12 protein-coding genes are annotated in these 22764 nt (G+C 39.7%); 3 read left to right on the plus strand and 9 right to left on the minus strand.

Annotation, left to right across the window (positions count from 1 at the left end; translation table 11 throughout):
- Positions 1–5 precede the first annotated feature (5 nt).
- Positions 6–1079: a zinc-binding dehydrogenase gene (locus IFO69_RS12205; RefSeq protein ID WP_192010373.1), complete on the plus strand. Its 1074-nt coding sequence runs from the start codon at positions 6–8 to the stop codon at positions 1077–1079.
- Positions 1080–1101: 22 nt separating this feature from the next.
- Here IFO69_RS12205 and IFO69_RS12210 read toward each other — a convergent pair whose 3' ends face one another.
- Both IFO69_RS12210 and IFO69_RS12215 read right to left on the minus strand, forming a co-directional pair.
- Complete coding sequence (locus IFO69_RS12210; protein WP_192010374.1) at positions 1102–3078, minus strand: SGNH/GDSL hydrolase family protein; 1977 nt, start codon at positions 3076–3078, stop codon at positions 1102–1104.
- Positions 3079–3139: 61 nt separating this feature from the next.
- Complete coding sequence (locus IFO69_RS12215) at positions 3140–5383, minus strand: alpha-L-fucosidase (RefSeq protein WP_192010375.1); 2244 nt, start codon at positions 5381–5383, stop codon at positions 3140–3142.
- A 469-nt stretch (positions 5384–5852) separates the two neighbouring features.
- Here IFO69_RS12215 and IFO69_RS12220 point away from each other — a divergent pair, with 469 nt between their 5' ends.
- Both IFO69_RS12220 and IFO69_RS12225 read left to right on the plus strand, forming a co-directional pair.
- Complete coding sequence (locus IFO69_RS12220; RefSeq protein WP_192010376.1) at positions 5853–7427, plus strand: arylsulfatase; 1575 nt, start codon at positions 5853–5855, stop codon at positions 7425–7427.
- A gap of 62 nt (positions 7428–7489) precedes the next feature.
- Positions 7490–9013: a sulfatase family protein gene (locus IFO69_RS12225; RefSeq protein ID WP_192010377.1), complete on the plus strand. Its 1524-nt coding sequence runs from the start codon at positions 7490–7492 to the stop codon at positions 9011–9013.
- A 172-nt stretch (positions 9014–9185) separates the two neighbouring features.
- Here the strand turns inward: IFO69_RS12225 and IFO69_RS12230 are convergent, their stop codons facing one another.
- The 7 genes from IFO69_RS12230 to IFO69_RS12260 form a co-directional block, all read right to left on the minus strand.
- Positions 9186–11465 (minus strand): glycoside hydrolase family 2 protein, encoded by a 2280-nt coding sequence (locus tag IFO69_RS12230; RefSeq protein ID WP_225444117.1) that lies wholly within the window; start codon positions 11463–11465, stop codon positions 9186–9188.
- Between the two features lie 238 nt (positions 11466–11703).
- Positions 11704–13968 carry a translocation and assembly module lipoprotein TamL gene (tamL, locus tag IFO69_RS12235; protein WP_192010378.1) on the minus strand — a complete coding sequence of 755 codons (2265 nt, stop codon included), beginning with the start codon at positions 13966–13968 and terminating at the stop codon, positions 11704–11706.
- Entirely contained in the window at positions 13965–18203 is a 4239-nt protein-coding gene (locus IFO69_RS12240; RefSeq protein WP_192010379.1) for a translocation/assembly module TamB domain-containing protein, read from the minus strand. The genes tamL and IFO69_RS12240 overlap by 4 nt, the downstream gene beginning before the upstream one ends.
- Before the next feature lie 168 nt (positions 18204–18371).
- Positions 18372–19238: a hypothetical protein gene (locus IFO69_RS12245; protein WP_192010380.1), complete on the minus strand. Its 867-nt coding sequence runs from the start codon at positions 19236–19238 to the stop codon at positions 18372–18374.
- Positions 19239–19323: 85 nt separating this feature from the next.
- Complete coding sequence (locus IFO69_RS12250; protein ID WP_192010381.1) at positions 19324–20328, minus strand: substrate-binding periplasmic protein; 1005 nt, start codon at positions 20326–20328, stop codon at positions 19324–19326.
- Positions 20329–20347: 19 nt separating this feature from the next.
- Positions 20348–20842, minus strand: a complete 495-nt coding sequence (locus IFO69_RS12255) for a hypothetical protein (protein ID WP_192010382.1) — start codon at positions 20840–20842, stop codon at positions 20348–20350.
- A gap of 295 nt (positions 20843–21137) precedes the next feature.
- Complete coding sequence (locus tag IFO69_RS12260) at positions 21138–22751, minus strand: sulfatase family protein (RefSeq protein ID WP_192010383.1); 1614 nt, start codon at positions 22749–22751, stop codon at positions 21138–21140.
- Between the last annotated feature and the right edge of the window lie 13 nt (positions 22752–22764).

Consider the following 22764-nt stretch of genomic DNA (forward strand, 5'->3'; position numbering starts at 1 on the left):
ATACCATGAAAAAAGAAGCTGTAGCGAAGGTCTTTATAGAAGCGAAAACTCCATTTTCCAACACAACTATCGCCCTACCTACTTTAGCTGAAGGAGAAACATTGGTCAGCACCAGCTATGCCACCATTTGCGCCAGTGATCTACACACCTATTACGGTAGAAGACATTCTTGCAGCCACAGTATCTTAGGACATGAAATCGTTGGAATCATTGAAAATATTGCTGATGGAGGTGTAAAAGACTACTTTGGTGCTCCCCTCAAAATTGGTGATAAAATCACCTGGTCTGTTTATGCCCATGACCCGGGTTCTAAAAATGCCCAAAAAGGTTATCCTCAAAAGTCTGAAGGCCTTTACAAATATGGCCATGAGCAAATGAATGAGGACTATCAGCTTAATGGAGGTTTTTCCACCCACTGCCATTTACGGAAAGGAACCACTATTTTTAGACTCCCCGACACCTTAAACAATGCGGAAGCTGCCCCTTTAAACTGCACCCATGCTACCATTGCTGGGGCAATGAGGCTTGCTGGGGATTTGACCGGCAAAAATGTTTTGATCAATGGGGTGGGAATGCTTGGGCTTTCGGCATGCGCCATGGCCAAAGAATTTGGTGCTGACAACGTCTGGGTCCAGGACATTAGTCAAGAAAAAATTAAAAAAGCCAATTTGTTCGGAGCTGATCAAGCCTTTATTTACAAAAGCGATAACGTCAAGCCATTTACAAAAAGTAAAGGAGATATTGATGTGATCATTGAAACATCAGGTATTCCTGAGGCGGTCGAAAGCTGCATCCAATTACTGGGCATAGGAGGAACCCTTGTTTTGGTTGGATCCGTATTTCCTCAAAGAGACCTGAACATCAACGCTGAATACCTGGTGAGAAACCTATTAACCATTAAAGGCCTCCATAACTACATCCCTGAAGACCTAGCCACTGCTATCAACTTCTTGGAAAAGGTCCATAAGAAATATCCTTTTGAAAGCCTGGTGGGCATTGATTACCCTCTGGAAGAATTGGACAAGGCTTTTGAAACCGGCAATAAGGGAATTTACTACAGGGTGGGTATCAAACCTTGATTCTTTTCTCTACGCTAAATAGCTAATCTAATCCATTGACAAAAAAATACCGGATCCGAACGGCATTTCCTGAGCTGTTCGGATTTTTATCTTCTATCACTTTCAGCTCCAGTTTATGTTCTTCTGATTCCAAATCAATGGCCAGTAGATAATACCATGGCAAATGCAGGTGAGTACTCCACTGGGTAAACAAGTCTTGCGTTTTCCATTTACCATTATCGATTCGATAGGCAATCTTTCCAGCATCCTGCCCTGCAGCTACTGCTATCCCCACCGCATTTCCGTTAAACTTGAATTTGAGCTTACTTTTTGGAGATTCACTGACCAGCATGGGAACATCCACATAGTTAGCTCTTGTCCCGGTTTGAACAGTAGGTTTCCAAGCTTCTACTATTTGCCAACCTTTTCCTATTTTGGCCTTAGAAATATCAACCAAAACTCCTCTATCAAAAGCCGCTACATTAAGCATGGGCAATGATTGATTGGCGGTAATTTTATCATCTTGATCCAAGTGTCCTCCATAAGCTGTCTTTAGCATATCAATCATTGAATGCGCATACACCCCTTGCCCATATGGCGATGGGTGAAGGTTCTTAAAATCGTCTTCCCAAGTAAATTCCTTATTGGCAATCCTCCTTGTCACCTCTTCCGCCAAATTCAAAGAAGGTAGACCATAATACTCAGCCACCCGTTCATGGTTCTTGATCACCTCAGGAATCTCTCCCCTGTTATAGGAATCTATTTTATCAGGATCTACAAAATGAAAAAGAACCATATCCGCTGCAGGATTCTTTTTTCTCAAATGACGGACAATCCCTTCCATCGCCAATTGCTGCTCTTCATCGGTCCTTCCATTGGTCGCATCATTTACCGCAGCTTCTTCAAACAGCAGATCAATGGGGCCTGTGGAAAGCACATCACGCTCTAGCCTAAAAGCTCCCGGAACTGATCCCATAGAAGGAATCCCCGCTGTAATAAATTCAAACTCGGTGCCCGGAAACCTTTCTTGTAAAAAATTTACCACACTATCTCTCCAGCCGGAATTATAAGTAATCGACCCTCCTAAAAATGCCACCCGTCCTTTTTTATCTCTTTCAAACTTGATTTGGGAATTTTTAAGTCCTCCTCTTATTTTGTAAAACGTTTTCGAAGAAAGCTTTGCCTCCCTGACTGAGTGGTACTTGATAAAATCAGCCACCAAGCGAGGGCTTTCAATGTCAAAATGATGACCATGTAACTTCTGTTCTCCTTGGGTACAAGGCACCACTGTAGCTGGCCCTCCCAACCGAAGATAATTTTCTACTAGAATGAAAGTGTTCTCTTCAGGTGGTACCACTTGGTCTTCAAGCCCGATCATATGGAGTATTGGTACTTTATTCTTTGCCAACTCATCCAAGCCATCAATGGGATTATCATCATAACTATTAGCTTCTTCATCACTGGCAAATCCATAAGCCTCTTTTAATTTCTTCCAATCACTTTCACTACCTAATCCCTTGCCCTGTCCACCTGGCCAACTTTTGAAATCACAGACAGGTGCCTCAGCATAAATACAAGCCACTTTATCCGGATGCCTTTTTGCCCAATTGTAGACAAATAATCCACCACGGCTAACGCCTGACAATGCTGGCTTCCTGTTCAATCCAAACTTTTTCGTCATCAGGTCATAAACCTTATCCCATACTTCCATGGCCTGGGGACTTCCAAATAAGTTGTCGGTATTAGCATATACCAAATGAAATCCCTCTGCCACCAAAATACTGTCCTGTTCCGTATGCCAATCGGGAAACCTCGCTCGCCACAGCCAAGGCTTTCCCTTCAACTCAGATCTTGGAGCTACCATCCTTATGTCTCTTTCTCCTATTTTAAAGTTATACCTTTGGAAGCCTTTCCACTCAATGGTGTCAATGGAAACCATATCTTGGGCAGAGATGGATAAAGAAAAAAAGAATAAACAAAGAACATATGCTAAAGTAAAGGTTAATGACCTGCGATTCATGACGGTTATTTTATTTAGAAAAATAATAAAGCCCTGTGAAAGTCTCACAGGGCCAAGTAATTTATTTCACCAAAATTCCTACTTCTGCAATAGCTGCATGTCGCTGCCCTCCCGCTATTCTGGTTACTTCTAACTTTATATACCTTCCACTTACAGGTGATTCAAAATCATGTCTTCTTTTCGTTGGATCATTGATCAGGTTGCCAAAGACAAAATCCTCCGTAAATTCCCATGATTTCCCATCTTTAGAAACATAGAGCTTCCCTTCCTCAATCATACCTTCCTTATCATTCGTTGATGGAGAATAAGTAAACCCTGAAATATCAACTTCCTCTCCCAAATCCAAAACAAGTGTTTGGCCAGAAGGCTTTTCCTCTTCCGTTTTCCAATAGGTCTCCACATCTTCATCAAAGGCTTTATTGACCTCAAAGCCTTTAGCTGCATTACTTGAGTCTATAACCTTCCAATTTGCTTTACCTAGTCCGAAGAGTTCCTCTGCAAGGGCTCCCTCATCCTCTTTTCCAAAAGCAATGGCCTTAATTGTACCATGTCTAAATTCAAAAGGCCCTTTATAGATTGCTGATTCCTTGGTAGGGTCTGAACCATCCAAGGTATAATGGATGGACAAATCCCTATTTAGGTCCCCAGCAATATCCTGCTCATAGGTTTTCCATCCAAAATCCCCCTTTTGGGCATTGATACTTACTTTCCCTTCCAAATCCCTTACAATATCCAATTGAGGTGGTCTGGTTTCATAATAAAAAGCCGCCACTTCTGAGATAGACACAGGCATCAACCTGGCCTCAGCTATCCTAATTCTGATCCTATCCGTTGTCACCGTAGCAAATCGCTGAATACTTTTATAACCAATGTTTTTACCTTTTGAAATCACTTTCCACCTTCCGTCAAGCCAAGCTTCCACTTCAAATTCAGCCACCCTTTCTCCCTGGGTTTGAATAGCTTCTTGAATCATCAATCGATTAAGTCGAATGGGTTTATCCAATTTGAATGATAGTTCATTACTATGCTCAGGTAATAAAACATAAGTATCCTGATCTTTATCCAATACTTTTTCGGGACCATGAGCACCAACCAAAAGACTTTTTCCATAAGTGCTCTTAATCCTACTTCCCACTTCTTTTAATACCTTCACATCGCGCTCACTAAACTTTCCTTCTCTATTAGGGGGAATATTCAGTAAAAAAATGGAATTGCCACCAACTGACCGCTCATAGATGTCAAAGACATCGTCTGCACTCCTTACTCCCTGCTCATCATCATTCCTATAAAACCAACCTTCCCTAATAGAGGTATTGGTTTCTGCCGGTTGGTAATGCAGGTAATTAGCCGTGTAGAGCTTTTCCATACTGGCCACATCCTCTCCAGTAATGTCAGCAAATCGGTTCATTTGATTAGGGTCTTCTTCATAAGGAATCACATTCCATTCGATAGCTCTGGTTTTGCCTGATTCATTACCACACCAACGGATATCCTGACGACCAAAAATTACGGCATGGGGAGCCAATTCCCTGATCAATTCTTTCCAAGCAGCATAATCATAAGTTTGGCCTCCTTTACGTTTGGGGTGAGCACCATCAAACCATACTTCATCAATTCGGCCATATTCAGTCAGCAATTCAAAAAGCTGATTGAGGAAATACTCATTATAATCATCCACTACAAAATCAAAAGTGGTTTTGTCTTTAAATGGTCTATCTGCTATTTTGCGGGGAATGGTTCTTAAGGTTTTCTTGCTGAGGTTGCCATAAAGTCCTTCAGGATTTTCTATTTGGTACAAATCTGCGGGAGAAAGATAAACCCCTAGCTTCAAACCATATTTCTTGCAAGAGGCTGATAAATCTGCTAGAACATCCCCTTTGCCATCTCTGAATCCAGTGGACATAATCCCATGATTGGTATACCTCGACTGCCATAGTACAAATCCATCATGATGTTTCACCGTGAGAATTACCTTGCTCATTCCAGCTGCCTTCATGGCCTCACACCATTGGTCTGTATCCAATTTCTTAAGGTCAAATACCGCTGGATCCTCAAATCCTGAACCCCATTCTTTTGAAGTAAATGTATTAGGTCCAAAATGAACGAAGGCAATAAACTCATCTTTTAGCGCTTGATATTGATTTTTAGTCGGTATCACATGGGCAGCTTTTATTCGAATACTGTCCTCTGAATCATCTTTATCAATAGCTATGGTTGGTGCATACGGGATTTCTTGGGCTTTTGCTTTTTGGCAATATTGAAATCCTAATAACGCCCAACCCACTACAAACAACTTATATTTCATTTAGTTATTATTTTGAAATTTTATTGACTTATAAGAAATTTATTTTCCTATAAAGAAAATAAATTTAACACATTTAAACAAATATTTAAATCAAAACAGAAAGAAAGACAAGTATTAAATTTTACGAATATATTTATATTTAACTTTCATTACCTTATATTTGATTTTAACAATATTAATGTTTTTCTCAAAAAGTAACCTTTACAACTGAATGTCGACACATCTTCTCCCATACACTATTGAAACTAGAATAAGCCAAAGTGCTCGAGAACATGAACCGACGCATATTTTGCAGGAAAACAAAGCGCTACTAATCAACTGTTAATTTGCTTTGTCTCTTGGAAATTCATCATTACCGAACAAAAACAGATAATAAATTGACACCTATGATGTCTATGTTTTTTGTTTCTATCCTATACATCGTTTCTTTATTATTTACATTTCGTCTCTTATAACTTAATAAAATACAATGTCACTCAACCAAAATCGTAACCTTTTATTATTGCTATTGCTACCTATTATTACTGGTATTTTGTTTTTTGCTAGCTGTAAAACTGCAGAGGATAAAGCAGTAAAGGTCGCTAAGAAGCCGAACATCATCTATATTCTAGCCGATGATCTTGGTTATGCCGAACTGGGCAGCTACGGACAGGAGCTCATTGAAACGCCCCACTTGGATGCTTTGGCCAAAGCGGGTATGAGATTTACGGACCATTATGCTGGAGCTCCGGTTTGTGCACCATCCCGGTGCGTATTGCTTACCGGTAAACACACTGGAAATGCCTATATCCGCGGCAATGATGAATGGGCCTCACGGGGAGATGTTTGGGATTATGAAAAAGCAGTGAATGACCCCAACCTAGAGGGTCAAAGACCGCTACCGGAATCCGAAATCACTTTGGGTAACATTTTACAAAAGGCTGGTTACAAAACAGGAATAGTCGGAAAATGGGGCCTAGGAGCTCCTCTAACTGATGGAATTCCTACCAAAAGAGGATTTGATTTCTTCTATGGCTACAATTGTCAAAGGCAGGCACATAACCTATACCCCAAACACCTGTGGAAGAATGAAGAAAAAGTATGGTTAGACAATGAGTTGGTTGCTCCTGGTACCAAAATAGACAAAGATGCCGATCCTCAAGACCTGAACAGCTATGCAAAATTCTTCCAAAAAGATTATGCACCAGCCATGATGCAAAAAGAGGCCTTGAGCTTTATCGAAAATAGTAAAGACAAGCCTTTCTTCTTATACTATGCCAGCCCTTTGACCCATGCCCCTCTTCAAGTCCCACAAAAATATATCGATAAGTACGTAGAGAAATTCGGAGATGAAGATCCTTATTTAGGACAGCGTGGATATTTTCCAAATCGCTACCCAAAAGCAGCTTATGCCGCTATGGTCAGCTATCTGGATGATCAAGTTGGGGAGCTCGTGGCGAAATTAAAAGAAACGGGACAATACGAAAACACGCTGATTATCTTCTCTTCGGATAATGGCCCAACTTACAATGGAGGTACAGCTTCCCCTTACTTTGATAGTGCCCGCCCTTTCAAGAGTGAATATGGTTGGGGAAAAGGTTTTGTGCATGAGGGAGGAATTCGAGTACCGATGATCGCCGTTTGGGAGGGAAAAATCAAAGCGGGAACCCAAAGTGATTTGGTCTCAGCATTTTGGGATGTTCTGCCCACCCTAGCAGAAGTAGCAGGAACAACTCCACCTGAAAACACCGATGGTATCAGCTTTCTTCCTGAGTTGTTAGGACAAAGCACTCAAAAAAAACATGATTTCCTATACTGGGAATTTCCTGCATATGATGGACAGCAGGCCGTCAGAATGGGCAAATGGAAAGGAATACGCAAAGATATTTTCAAGGATAATATGGAAATCGAACTGTATGATCTGGAGGCTGACCCTCAAGAACAAGATAATGTAGCGGCAGCACACCCAGAGATCGTCGATCAAATTCAAGAAATTATGAAAAAAGAACATCATAGTTCGACAAGTGATCGATTCAGAATCTCTCAGCTTGGTGACATTAAATAAGACAAAGTCTTAGCTTAGGAAATAAAAAACCTTACAAAATAACTTAAGGTACTGAACACCGCATGATAAACACTAAAAAATTCAAGGGATATCCCCTCTTCAGTTTCTTACTGATCGCCAGCATTTTGTTCTCCTCTTGCAGCGAATCAAAAGAAGCAAAAACATCCAAACCGAACATCATCCTGATCGTGACAGACGATCAGGGCTACGCAGACCTGAGTGCCTATAACCATGTCTCTCATCTCTGCAAAACCCCCAATATGGATAGGATTGCCCAAAATGGCATTTTATTCGACAATGCCTATGTAACCGCCCCGGTATGCAGCCCGTCTCGCGCAGCCATCAATACCGGTCAATATCAGGAAAAATGGGATCCCAAGATGTTTTGGTCACCAGGACTTCCCCAGAATGTACTCACCATTGCTGAAACACTCAAGGAAGCAGGCTATCAAACCGCCAAAGTAGGAAAAAGTGACTTTGGCACTAATTATCATAATCCAGCGGTAAGGGAATTTCCCAACCAACATGGCTATGATTCCTTCGTCGGATTTAGCGCCCATGCCCATGATTATTTCCTCATGGATGAAGAAACTGAAAAAAGCACACCTGATCCCTATGGCACCAGTGCCTCCTTAGGGAGACTTTTTGTGGATAGCATAAAAACCAGTTTCAAGGACACCTATTCCACTGAACTTTTCACGAATAAAGCGATCGAATTTATCCAAAACAATACAGATCAGCCTTTCTTCCTAGACTTATCCTACAACGCCGTACACCATTTGATCCATGAAGTACCTGATGAGTACCTCGAAAAATGGGATGTCCAAAAAGTAGCCAACTATAACAGTAGCTATGGTAATTACAAAGACTACTATTGGGACTATACCCAAGTAGGTAAAATTTCCGATGAAGAAATGAGAAAGTATTTCTTGGCCAACCTGAACTGCCTGGATGATAATATCGGCAGATTACTGGATGCCTTGGAAGCTACTGGTGAAATGGACAATACCATGATCATTTTGGTTTCAGACAATGGTGGAGAACCTTTGGCAGGAGCCAATAACCTCCCCCTTTCCGGAAGCAAATACACCATGCATGAAGGGGGAATCAAAGTACCGATGATTCTTTCCTGGCCAAATGGACTGCCAAAAGAAAAGCTGTACACGCACAGGGTTTCTACCCTGGATATCTTTCCTACTTTCTTAGAAGCTGCAGGGGTAAATGATGTTGTTCCTCAACTAGACTTGGATGGTAGCAGTTTGATTCGTCCAATCATTGAAAACATCCCATCAGCTTCCGCTGAATCTCCTTTGTTTTTCCAGTTTGGAAAGCAGTGGGCGATTATAGATCAAGATTGGAAATTGGTATTGGCGGAAGATTATAATCCAGAAAATAGACCAATCACCTCTCAAATTCAACTCGGTTCCAATCCAGGAGTAGAGGCACTTTATGACTTAGCGGCTGATCCAGCTGAAAGAAATAACCTTATCCAACAGAACAGCATAAAAGCTAAATCTCTGAAAACCAAGCATCAGAATTGGATCAATAAAATGGCTGCCCGTTATGATCACTACCAAAAAGACTGATCAGCCCATTAGAACCCGATTTCGATTTAAAAGCCGTGAAATAGTGTCGCTAGCGTAATTGCGAACCCTTTTCAGTAAGGCATAATACGGATTTAACGAACTGAGGTATAAAATAAAAAGCCTCCAACATCAAATACATGATATTGGAGGCTTTAACTTTAAAAAGGTTCTGTTAGTTTCCTTTGGCTTTATCCAACACACCTTTTGAAATAGGTTTGGCGCCGGTGGATATGGATAATCCAGCATCTATGTATTGTCCTCCTATATTTTGCTTACAATGGATTGCAATAACATTTTGACCATTGGATCTCAATGCTTTTTTTGCGGCTTTCGATAATCCAACATTCACATAACCTGTGGTGAAACCATCCAACACGGCCGCTTCCACCCCGTTGATGTATACCACACATTCATCATCATGATGAACACGAAGTCTAAGATTATCTTCAGTTATTTTTGAGATATCTCCCAATTCAAATGTTCTTCTCAACCAAATATTATCGGTATTCCACGCAGTACCATTTTTAGCTCCTGGAGTTCCTTTCGATCCAAATCCAGCTTTGCCTTTCTTCCAACTAGCTGCATTGAAGTCTACTTTCATCCAGTCTTGGGCAGGTTGGTCAGTGGTATAACTCCAGAAAATGTTTTCAGTTTCGGCGGTGGGCACCAAGGTGTAGATAAAAAGGTTTTCATTGATCAACTGCTGATTGGCATGAGCTACTTTTTCAGGAGCTACCTTTAATATCCGGTCATAGGTCATGATCCCATTAAGTTCTATTTCCACATCAGTAATTTCGGTATAAACCGCTGCACTTAACCCTTGATTGGTCTTGAACTCCGTTAGCATTTTAGTGAAATCTGTATACATTTTCATGTATTCTTCTTCGTCTTTCACTGCGACATATTGCATCAAATCATCCGGATTCCAAATATGATCTGCCAATTGATATCCAATTCCCCCATATTCACCGCAGGCCGTTGCTCTGAAATAACTTTGCGGAGACACTGGAGGTGGGTAGCTATGCCAATCTAATACATCTCCAGTTCCTCTGTCACCACCACCACTGGCTTCATTGACCAGTCTAGAAGGATCCAAGCCTTTCACCATTGAAACATACTCTTTGGTATCGTGTTGGGCTTGACTTTCATTGAAGACGACCCACATCACGATACTTGGTGAATTCCAATGAGTCTCCACCATGCTTATCAATTCTTTGGTAAAAGCTTTCTTGTTAGGTTCTGGGGCTCCGTGTGTATACGAATTAGGAGAAGGCATATCCTGCCAAACCATAAGCCCTAACTTATCAGCCCAGTAATACCATCTTTGTGGCTCTACTTTGATATGCTTTCTGGTCATATTGAACCCCAACTTTTTGGTAATTTCCAAATCATACTTCAACGCTTCATCTGTCGGTGCCGTGTACAGACCATCAGGCCAGTATCCTTGATCCAAGGGACCCATTTGAAAGGTGAATTCATTATTGAGATAGATGCGTTGCTTATCCCCTTCCTGCTCAACAGAAATCTTACGCATCCCAAAATAGGTATCCACTTGATCCACTACCTTATCTCCATCCTTCAAGGTAATGGTCATCTCATAAAGAAAAGGGCTGTCTGGAGACCATAATTTTTGATTTGGAATTTTTATGGCTGTTGGTGCCATGTTCTCTTGCTCTACCTTGGCAATAAGCTTATTGCCATCACGCACTTCAGCGGTATAGGATAACTTTTCTCCCCTTTTGGTCAAAACAGTTAAATTCAACTCAGATTGATCGATATCTGGTTCCATTTTGAATTGATCAATGTGTAATTCAGAAACAGGTTCCAGCCATACCGTCTGCCAAATCCCCGTCACTGAAGTGTACATTATTCCTTCCGGGTTAAGGGTCTGTTTACCTCTTGGATAGCCTTCTTTTACCGTTGGGTCATAAACTTTCACCGTAATGGTTTGCTTGCCTTTTGTCAAGAAATCGGTTATATCAAAAGAAAAAGGATCATAGCCTCCCTGATGCTTGCCAACTGATTTGTCATTGATAAACACCTCACATATATAATCTACTGCACCAAAATTCAAATGAATTCTTTGACCGTTCCAATTATTGGGAATTTCAAACTCCCTGCGGTACCAAATTCTTTCATGTGACTCCATAACACCGGAAAGAGCTGACTCCACTGCAAATGGGACTAAAATTTGACTTGACAGCTTTCCTTTTGGGTAAGGTTCATTTTCCCAGGTGCCAGGTTGATATTGCCATAGTCCATTCAAATTCATCCATTCATTTCGGACCATTTGCGGCCTTGGGTATTCAGGCAATACATTGTCCGGGTCTACATCTTTGGCAAACTTTGTCATCAATGGGGCTTCCTTCGGGCTCCACTGCTGGGCCTGAACGCCAGTACCAACCATGAGAAGCCAAAAAGATAAAAGCCCTAAAAGTTTACTTCTAGTCATTTGTTTAAGGTTAATTTATAAAATGGTTTTATTGTTCTTAAGGTTAACTTCCTCCCACCATCCAATTAAGAAATCGACAAGTTGAGATGATTCAAAAGTAAGAAGGAAGTACTTTGGGCTGCTACTAGAAATCCATCAAAAAAATAATACAAATCCTTCTAAAACCACCAAATAGACGAAAATGAAGCATTTGTAAGTTGAAAAATCATATTAAAACGTATTGTTCCATAAAGAAAATTTAGAATGGATACCCAAATCCAATTACAGGACCATGGAGTGGTAACTTATTCTCCCAAATCCATTTGTATCCATCGATAAATATCGGGGCATATAATACAGCTCCATAGTCGAGTCTTAGCAATAAATACTTTAAGTCAATTCGCAAACCTACACCTGATGTCAGGTAGCTGTCCTGAAATAGTTTTCCCCATCTCACTCCGGAAAAAGGCCTATTTGGATCTTCTTCCAGCAGCCATATATTCCCTGCATCAGACCATAAGGCGCCATTAAGCTTAGTGAAGATTTTGAAACGATATTCCAAGTTCCATTCTAATTTTAAATCTCCTACCTGGTTTACCTCAGCTTCATCCAACTCTATATACCTTCCGGGCCCCACATTTCTAGCGTTAAATGGTCTGAGGCTATTGGATCCACCAATAAAAAACTCTTTAATAAATGGCATTTGGGTACTATTTCCATATGATAAGCCCAAACCAGCTAGATTTCTAAACACTAAATGACTGTATTGACCGACTCTCCAATATGCTCTAAAATCATACTCAAAGCGGGCATACTGCGAATATTTTACTCCCAAAAATTTCCTCGAACCTTCTTCTGTTCCAGAAACCAATCCACTTGCCAAGTTCAAAATATTTCCTGCCAGTTCCACCTTTCCTTCAAAGTATGTCCCTAATCGTTTGTTTTCAGTCGAACTATTATCAAATCTATAGGTATAACCTGAACCCAAGATAAATTGATTGGACAAACTCAATTGTAAGGAAGGATCATTATTAATTAAAGTATCAAATCGCTCCGAACTTCTGATCACATCAGAAAAAGTCAACTTGATCAAGTCCAGTTTATGAGTGACTTTTGAATTACTTTTCCAAGTAAAACCATAAGCTGCATTCCAAGTAGCCAAAGTAAAATAATCCCTTCTGTTATTATATTCAAAATCAAGCGACAAATACTTTTTGGGAAGGGAAAAATCATTTTTGATAAACTTGAATGGAGGATCAAGCAAAGGAGCATCCAATGTGGTAAAGATACCAAAACCTGAAGAGTTGGATACCCTGTCCTTATAAAGACCAATGGGAAAGTCATAATAGGTATTTGCCTCTACTGAAAGATTTTCGGCACCACCAAATAAGTTGAGCTGATTATATTTCAAACTAATCGAAGGGCCAATATATCCTGTAGTCTTATAGTTACCGTTGACATTGAACCCTAACAATGATGCATCCTTAGGAATCAAATCCACATTGGCATCCAAAGCCAAGGAGTCATTTTCATGAACCTCATAACTAATCGAAGGGTTTCTAAATATACCAAGGTCTGCCAAATTCCTCATAGAGTGCTTGGTCCTTTCCAAAGAAAAATACTCCCCTTCATTCACTTGGATCATTTTGTCCAAAAGGTGTTTTTTTACTTTTCCGTAGGGCCAATAGTAATACCCATCCACTTCCCTCTGTGCCGTGTCAATGGCAACAGACAGGTCATTGATCTTTTGTCTTTTGAAATGACTATCCGGCAATTCACCATTTAGTCCAACCTTGACATCGATTTGCTTATACCCAACGGTAGTATCGGCCATCACCAAGACGTCTTCTTTTTTTAAATAATAGTATCCGTTGTTTTGTATGGTATTCCACAAACCCGTTTTTTCCGACCTTATCTTTTCCAAATCAAATTCCTCCCTTTCATGTAAGACAGACTTCGGTTGATAGTTAAGGAATAGTATTTTGAGATTTCCCTCCAAAGCGCTGGTATCATACATCACCTTCCTATAATGGTATACCTTGGGAACAGTCAACCTGTAGTGAATGTAGGCTTTATTTTTCTTTCTGTTATAATGAAGATCATATCGCCCTGTTGTACCAAAATGACCAAAATTCTCATAATCTTCAATGGCCTTCTGAATCTTAAAGTCTGGTTTTACATCACTGATCAAAATAGGTTCTTCCCCAAAATTATCCCTTATCCATTTGGCCAACCCTTGCTCTTTTTCATTGTAAAAAAGATTATACAACCATAACCTAAATGACAAAAAACGCATGGTAGGAAGTCCCATCATTCCACCATTGGGTACATCCCAAAGGTCCCAATATACTTTCACCAGCTTTTTCTCATCATTTTTTATCTTCCAGTCTTCCTTATATTCTTTTTTGTTAATGTGAATCTTCGATCCTGTGTACAGCACTTCCCCTTCTGAAAGAGACTTGGTTCCAGAACAGGCCACCAATGTAAAAGCGATAAAACTAAAAATCAGGTAACGAAATATCATTGATCAAACATTCTTTTAAAACGGTTAAACAAATTTGGATAACGTTTCTGAAAGCTTAAGCCTAAAGAAGATTCATTTACATTACCATCAATAATGCCCCGATAGACATCTTTTCTAGCGGCCATTATACTTATTTCCGGCTTGGTGCTGATGACATACCTTAGCTCCACACTGCCGATTGGGTTAAAAGCCTTAGCTCCATCTGGATGGTCTTCACTCATGTCCAGACTTCCTCCTATGGCAAACTTGACCTTTTCATGAAAAAGACCTTTGGAAAAAGAATAACCTATCTTATCTGTTGTATTGGCGGATCCTTCGCTTCTCACGTAAAATGTCAAGTCCGCATTTTTAATGTTCTTCCTAGTGATGTCATTCAGTTTTGATACCAGTGACTCCATATAACTGGCACCTCCTGTGCTAAAGCTAGGGTCCAAATTTCCAAATAACAGCAAATTCATAGCATAGGTTTTTCGGGTATCCAAGGGCAAATTGGTTAAATAAGAAGCCAGGTCAGGATCGGTGCTGTTGATATCAAACTGCAGATCATAATCATCCAGGTCACTATTTTCTACTTTGGCCAATACCGTTACCGGTATCCTGGTGTTTCTCTTACTTTGGGGCACAATTGCCTTGTCCACTATGATCCTGAATACCTCTGACCCATGAAAAGTAAAACGAGGTTCATAAAGATCTCCCAACCATTCAATAGATGCATCAAGTATTTTAAGGTCCAAATCCGAGACCATAGGAGCCTGATAAAACAAATTTCCACCCAAACTCTGGACCTTTCCTGTTACCAAAGGTGTTTCATCATTTCCTTTTCGGAGAAAAAGACTTCCCTCGGCAGTCAGTTGTGCATAATCTTGCGAAGTACTATTGAACATTAGGGATAAATCAGTTGTCCCAATTGCTACATCCACATTCCAATCGATTACTTTCTTTTCCTTTATTCGCCTATTTATTAAAGTGGAATCTTTGTTTGAACTTTGGTCAAACGACATGAAAATCACTTCATCTTCCTTACGATCAGTTGTTATGGTTCCCTCATAAGTATATTGAAGTTTTGCTCCATCTACAGTGTTAAGGCTACCTGTAATCCCCATTTGCTTTGAACTGCCTTTAATCATAAGGTCGGTGTTCACTTCCATTTTCCCTTTTATGTTGCCCGATTCTTCTTTATTAACAAGGTCAAAATGCTCACTGAAAACCTGCAGGTCATAGAAGGTATGCAGCCCAAGTCCTAACTTACCATCCAATGTCAATTGGTCTCCTTCCCTATCCAATACTACAAATTGGTCAAATACTAGGTCATCACCTTGTAAAAAAATGGTATCCTCTGGAACAGCCATATAAAATCCTGGCTTATCAAATATGAGCTCAGAATTATTAAAAGTAAAAAAACCTTCGATGCTGCGCTGGCCTTCATGAAATGTTCCATGCACTTTTCCATTGGAAATACCTGAAAGTTTAATTTCGCTTTGGTCAGGAAAAAGTGCTGTAAGCAAACCAAGGTTAGCTTCTTCCATTATCAAATCAAGATTTACAGGTCCATCAGCTTCTTTATTTTCTAACTTAGCCTTGATGTCGCCAAAAGGAGAAAACAAATTCAAGTCCATACCCACCTTGCCTTTTGAGGAAGATCCAATAAAAACCAAGCTGCCTAGGTCATAAGCTCCGTACTTCAATTCACTTCCGTTGATTTCAAAAACGGTAGCGTCTTCTTCCACAATTGATGAAATATGACCATTTACTGTTCCTTCAAGATTAATATCCGGATAGAAAGAATTGATCAACCGGTCTAGCAGTAAGGAATCAACCTTAAAAGACTCGCCATGGACGGAAGACCGATAGGTGATTCGCTGTCCTTCATTGGTAACTGCCAATTGACTGGTTTCATCTTTATTTTCAGTTAAAAAATAGATCCCATCGTTGATCTCCGGTGACCAAATTTCTCTTCCCCAACGGATTCCACCTTGTTCTTGAAAACGAACCAAAATACCTTTGGTCAAGGACTCCAACTCAAACCCGATCTGAACACGATCTTTTAATCCAGGAAGTAAGGTTTCCAAATCTATAAGGTAAACTCCCCTTTCATCATTGGTAACAATAGTACTCAAACTATCCAACTTTGTCCCTCCCGCGTCTAATGAGTTGATGAAAATTTCTGATCCAACATGTTGGCTTTGATAATTGACATCCGCTGAAATCCCACTGGCATATATATTCCCATAACTAAAATAAGAAGATGCCAATTTGCCCAATAAAACACCTTGGTTTGAGTTCAAAGACAACTCCTCCAAATCCACCCCTACTTGAATCCCGGTCAAGCTTGATAAAAAGGAAGAATCTATGGAACTGGATAGGTAAAGGTCAAAATCGGGAATCTCAGAATTCCAACGGGAAGAAGTTTCCCACCAGTCCAGAATAGCTTTATCTGCCTTAGCCTTCAAAACAAGCCTTTCATCAATGCCAATTTCTCCACTAAATGAAGATTTAGCATTCTCGAACATCACATGGGCATTTAATAAATAATTTGTATCGTAAGAAGCGGGGTAAAAAATAAGACTATCTACATCCATAGCCAAAAGTTGCTGGCCATCTTTCAAGCGAAATTCACCATTGAGCTTACCTTTTATTTCTCCTGCTTGCTGATCAGGCACCATCAAAAGAGGCAGCTTACCTTTCAATTCTCCTGAGAAGCTACCCATACTAAAATCATGCTGCAGATTTAAAGAGGAAAGATCAAGGCTATATTCTTCTTCAGAACCATATTTGATTTCCAGGTGGGCAGTTTTTCCTTCTCTCGAAACGCTCACTGATGGGTTCTTAAATCCATAGCCTTGGACACTCAGCGTATCGCTTTTAAAACTCCCTTGAAAATCTGAGAACCCTTCACTTCCTGCTATTGAGGTTTGTCCAGAAAGGTAAATGGGAGAACTTTGAAAACTATATTCAGAGTTCAATAGATCTTCAAGAAAAAACTTGCCAGAAATAAGCTCAAAATCAATCAAGGCAGTATGATCTTCTTTTAAACTTAAAGTAGTACCAATAGAAAATGAGGTATGATTTAATGACAAGTTCCCATCAAGTAAATAGTTACTTTCATTTTCGATAAGGCTAAAATCTCCACTAATTGGCCAGTTTTTTTGATCTTTTGGAATTTCAACTTCCAAAAATCCTAACAAGTCAAAAAGGGTTGTGCTTAACTTTATCTCATTGAGTTCCACGGCCAAACTGCTTTGCCAATCTCCTACTTTTCCTCCCAGTGAAATGGTGGAGTGATTTGCAAAACCAAACTGAAAACCTTGAAAGTCCAAACTGCTATTCTCATAATGTATTTGTCCTTTAAAATCTACAGTTTTATTTTCCTTAAAGGGCCAATCCAAATCTGGAAAGAATTGCTGTAGCCAATAGGTATCAATTTGTCCTTCACTGATGATAACATCAGCTTCCAAACCAAGATTATTAGCAAAGTTGAATTTGTCGACTTGGAATTGAATACCAGGAATTTTAAAGGATAAACCATCCATTTTAGCTGAAGTTTCACCATTAACTACTAAACCCTGCCAATTCAGGCTTAATTGCACTGTATCCTGATAGACCAAACTCAATTCATTAAGTTGGGTCTTCCATATTTCAGCTCCACTCAAATCCTCCACCTTTAATGAAATATCGTTCAACTTATATTCCCGAGCCGCATGGACCATTAAAATCTCTCCATTTTGAATATCAACCACCTTGGATTTAAAAGTTGGCAGTCCTCCTATTCCAATGTTTTCTTCAATATTCTTATTTATATTCTCTCCAAATCTTAAGTACCCCTTGGTTCCATTGAGGATTAAGGAATCAATGATCAATTCTTGATCAAAATCCACTCTCGTTAACTTTGCCGCATCAACAGACCAACTGATGGTATCCTGATCATCAACATAAGTAAAGTAGATATTTTTAAGATCAATATGCTTTAACTGAATTTTAGGGATGTAAGAATCTCCCGTGTCTTGAGCCTTTCCAGTATTCAGGTAATGAATAGTTGCATCAGATAATTTTAAAAAGTCTCCTTCAAGTTTTTTGTTCCATAAATCACTCCAATGCCAATTCAGGCTTAATGATTTTGCTTCTATGCTCAATTCCGACTGATCTACACTGATATCAGACACTTCTATTGCTCCCGAAAAATCAAAGTCAACATCTCCAAAGCTGATTCCATTTTGATCAAGAAAAGAATTAGTCAAAAAAAAGGCTCCTACTATTATAAGCAATAGACAGCTAAGAACTATTAGAACAACTCTTATACTTTTCTTCATAAAAGTATCCTCCTGATGGAAAATGAAACATACAGGTAAACAAAATAAGGTCCCCTAAAACATTAGGGAACCCATATTCAACAAGTATCTCGGAATCTATTTATGTTTGCTTCCCCATGGAGTTCTTTTGATCATGTAGCTCAGGGAACTGGTATAAGAGTCAGTGTCACTACCAAAAGCATCCCTAGAGTCTGAAAAAACACTTTGCCCTTTGTCATTAAATATCTTTAATGAAACCCTAGTATCATAATCTACAGTAGTACTGGAGCTTCCTGAAGAAACTACCGTTCCTTTGGTTTCATTGTTCCTCCGATCTTTCTCCTTCTCTTTTTCTTTGTAAGTAGTAGCAGAACTACCATAAGTAACCGTTCCTTTGTTTTCAATATCCGAAGTGCCGAAAACTACATATTCTACCCCCAATAACTCAGCTATTTCCTTGGGATTGGCAGCAGTAGCCAAGTGATTCGCATCTATTCCATTTTTTTGTAATATCGAATTGGTTATCATTGGATCCTGAACAGTGATCAAAGAAGTATTCTTGATGAAAGAATTGGCACACTCGTTTTGTGCTTGAGCCCTGATCGCATCGACCATCATCCCTTGGTCATTGGTAATGATTTCAAAGGGCAGCACCGCTAGTTTATTTCGCCTCTCTTCTGCACTTACTTTTGGAGTTGCGGAGACGGGGGCAGCCACGACCACCTCGTTGACTACCTCTACCCTTCCACTTGCAAATTCAATTTTATTAATTTCATCTTTATTTACCTCATATTCTAGATCTTCTCCAGCATATTTAAACTTAATGGAACTGGTTCCCATACTGGTCACCTTTCCCTCCATTTTTTTCCCATCCATCTTGACAATCACATCGTTTTTCTCTTCTTGTGCCATTACCTCCTGATGAAATCCAACAATGCCAAAAAACATCATCAGGAGCATTGACAAATTTTTAATTTGCTTCATAATATCTAAAGTTTGTTCTATTCTGTTTCATAATTTAATATTTTCAACTCAAAAAATACATCAAAACCAACTGATTACCAATAACTTATTTGAAATTAACCCTTATTCCAGGATTGCTCGCATCTGGAGATGTAGAAACATTGACTGTGCCCTTATGTTTCTCAGGAATATCCTCCCAACTATCATAATATTTTCCGCCCACATAGTATTTCATGGAAGTGGGTTTTTCTTCTCCATCTGCATAGACCATATAAGATGAAAGTGGTGGAACTGTTCCTATCACTTTGCCTTTTGGTATCAATTCTGCTATGCCGTCATTGTTCATATCCATGGCCAACCAATCCAAGCCCAACAGTTGATGATAAGTCCCGTCATTGGCCATTTTTTTTATCTCCTTATTAAATTGTTTGATGATCTTTTCAGCTCCCGGAAGGTCCTTGCGAAGGGCAAAATAAAGAGGCTTGATTATAAAGGACCTTTTACTGATGACCAGATGCTCCCGAACCTCTTCACTTTGGTCTTTCAAGAGGTATTCAATCAAAAGTGCATCCACCAATATGCAATCCACTTCATCATTTAAGAGTTTTTGAAAATTTTCCTCGTCGGAATTACTGTGTATTAGGGTAACATCATCGACGTTTTCAAAATCACGATTATAGGCATAGCCATCTACCAAGCCCAAACTCCGATTTGCTAAGCCATTCATGGCCAATAGATCAACATCTTGTCCTCTTTTGCCTACCAGTACCAATTGATTTTGCATATAAGCATTGGAAAACAGCAAAAAGTTTTCACGATCACCCGTCATCCACAAAGCGGCACTTCCATCAAAACTATTGTGTTCTATCCCTGTCATAACATCCTCAAAATCCTGTATGGTCACCTCCGTTTCCACGTTAATCCTTCTGAGTGCTTCTCTCACCAAGTTCAAGGCCACAGCGGAATTTGGGTCAGTGTCTGTAAAAGGAGGCCACTGGTCTGAAGCCAATTTCAAGGGACTTTCCTGTGCAAACGAGGAACTGATGGATAGGCTTAGCATCAAGATAGTCAACAGGTAGATATTCAATATTTTTTTAATTATTTTCATCATTATTAGTGCTTAATGAAGGTTAGAATTTGAAGGCCAAGCCTAGACCATGATTGCCTATTTGTACATTCAGAGTGGGTTGATAATCGGTGCGGGCCTGATAGCCGGAATTGTAATAAGCTACCGCCTCGTCGGCATTTTTTTCAAACCATTTCTGAAAAGGAATGGAAGCGACGGCGCAACCTGCCGCGATATAGGCAAGGTTCCAATTGGGATCATGGTCATCACTAAGGGAATTTAATAATGGGTAAGACACCAACACTACAGCTGTGGCGCTGAGCAATTTAGAGATCAGGTAATTTCCGGCAATCGGTTTGACATAATCTTTCATGGCCGGATCATTTTGAAAGAGCTTGATCAATTGGGTCGGCTCCATCTCGATTTCACATTTTTTGTATACTTTCTTCTTGAAAATTCCTTTTTCAAGAATCTCTATAGGTTCCGATACCGTTTGTGCCTGAGCACCAATCATACCCAGTAAGGTTAAAAATAGAAGGGCAAAAATAGCTTTTTTCATAAGTGGTCTTAATTTATAGTTTGTGTTGATTTGTAAAGACTCAAAGAATAAAAATTGAATTTTCATCAGAAACATCAGACTAACCTCCTAAAATTCAATAATTTAAAATATTAATTTAATTCATTAAAACATAGAAAAAAGTCAAAATTCAAAGACTGACTTTAGAATGATAACACAGAAAAGCCATTCATTTACAAAATCAAGACGCTCATTAAAAGATTTATTCAGAATTAATGTTACGATAGCCTATTAAAAAACTCTAATATTCAGCCCTACTGACACTACCCCTATTTAGCTAATTCATCAAGATAGGTTTCAATTTTTCCAAGTTCTGAAAATCATTTTTATTTACCCATCCTGCACGCATTTCTTCTCCATCCATGTACCTTGAATAAAAGTCAATTCCACTCTGGTCTGCATACTTGTATGCATCAAAAACATTTCCTTTTCCATACATTCTGGGATCAGCCTGTGCTTTTAATTCTTTGAAAAGTTTCTTCTTTAAAGCATCTTTTTCTTTTTTGAAATGGCCATTGTCCGCAAGGTTATGGATACAATCTGGATCCTCATTAATATTGTAAAGCTCTTCAGCAGGACGCTTTCCAAACGACCAGGCCCAATATTGAAATGTACTTTCATTATAGATGGAATTAAGACAAACCGTTTTGGTAGCACCGCCATCAGTATTGAGGTACCCTGTTTTAGGATTACCAGCTGGCCACCTATCCGGTTCGAAATTTTGTAAATAAAGTAGGTCACCTTTGACAATCCCCCTTATAGGATATCCATGATCTTCGGGCCTCCCTACATCATGTCTTTCCTTACCGATCAAAACATGATCTCTCTTTGGATCCACTTGCTTGGATTTGCTCGAATAAAGGATATCAGTGAAACTATTACCCGTAATGTTCTTCATCCCACTTTCCTTCTCTTTAATTCCTGCCAACTCCAGAAATGTTGGAGCAAAATCTATGAAACTAATAAAATCATCAATTTTTCTTCCTGCTGTTGAGATACCATCACCCCACCTCACTGCTAGCGGCAAATGGTTGGAGTATTCGTACTCTTGCCCCTTAATTCTGGGAAATGGCATGCCATTATCCGAGGTGACAACAATAAGTGTATTTTCCAATTCTCCACGTTTTTCCAGTTCATCCAGCATCTTACCAAGTTGCTTGTCAAAGTATTCTATCTCATAGGCATAGTCGAGTAAATCAGTCTTCACAGAATCTTTGCTTGGCCAAAAACTATATACCTGATCATCCCCAACATCATGAATCGATTTTCCCCCTTTATCAATACCAGAACCATATTCATAGCCCCTATGCGGTTCCAACCCTCCATACCAAAAGAAAAAAGGCTCATCATCATTTTTTTCGTTTAAAAAAGCTTCAAAATTTCCGGCATAGTCCACGTTGCTTATCTGGGGAGTTGGAGGAGTGGTTTTGAGCTCACTGTAATTGTGGACCAAAAGGTTTCTAGGACTTCCATCTTCATGCTTGGCTACTCCAGGGGCCCAGCCCTTTCCAGTATAACCCACATGATAGCCATGTTCATCCAGCACCTCGGCAAAGGTCTTGAATTTGGCCGGAAAATAGGGCCAATGATTAGCTGCCTCCTCCAATTGCCAAGAATTCCTACCAGTGAGAATATTAGAACGGGAAGGGGCACATTTGGCATTCGGTGTGTAGGCATTATTAAAGAGAATCCCCTCCGCTGCAATTCTATCAAAATTGGGCGTTTTCACCCAATCACAGCCATAAGCCCCCATATGCATATAAGTCACGTCATCCATGATGGCAAAAAGTATATTGGGAACTTGTTTGGCTTTTGGTTTTTCTTGGGAGTCAGTAAATGCCCAAACTCCTAAAAGAAGTAGACCAGTTAAAAGGGGAATAATCTTTTTCATAGGTTATTTTTCT

Source organism: Echinicola arenosa (assembly GCF_014841125.1).
GTDB lineage: Bacteria > Bacteroidota > Bacteroidia > Cytophagales > Cyclobacteriaceae > Echinicola > Echinicola arenosa.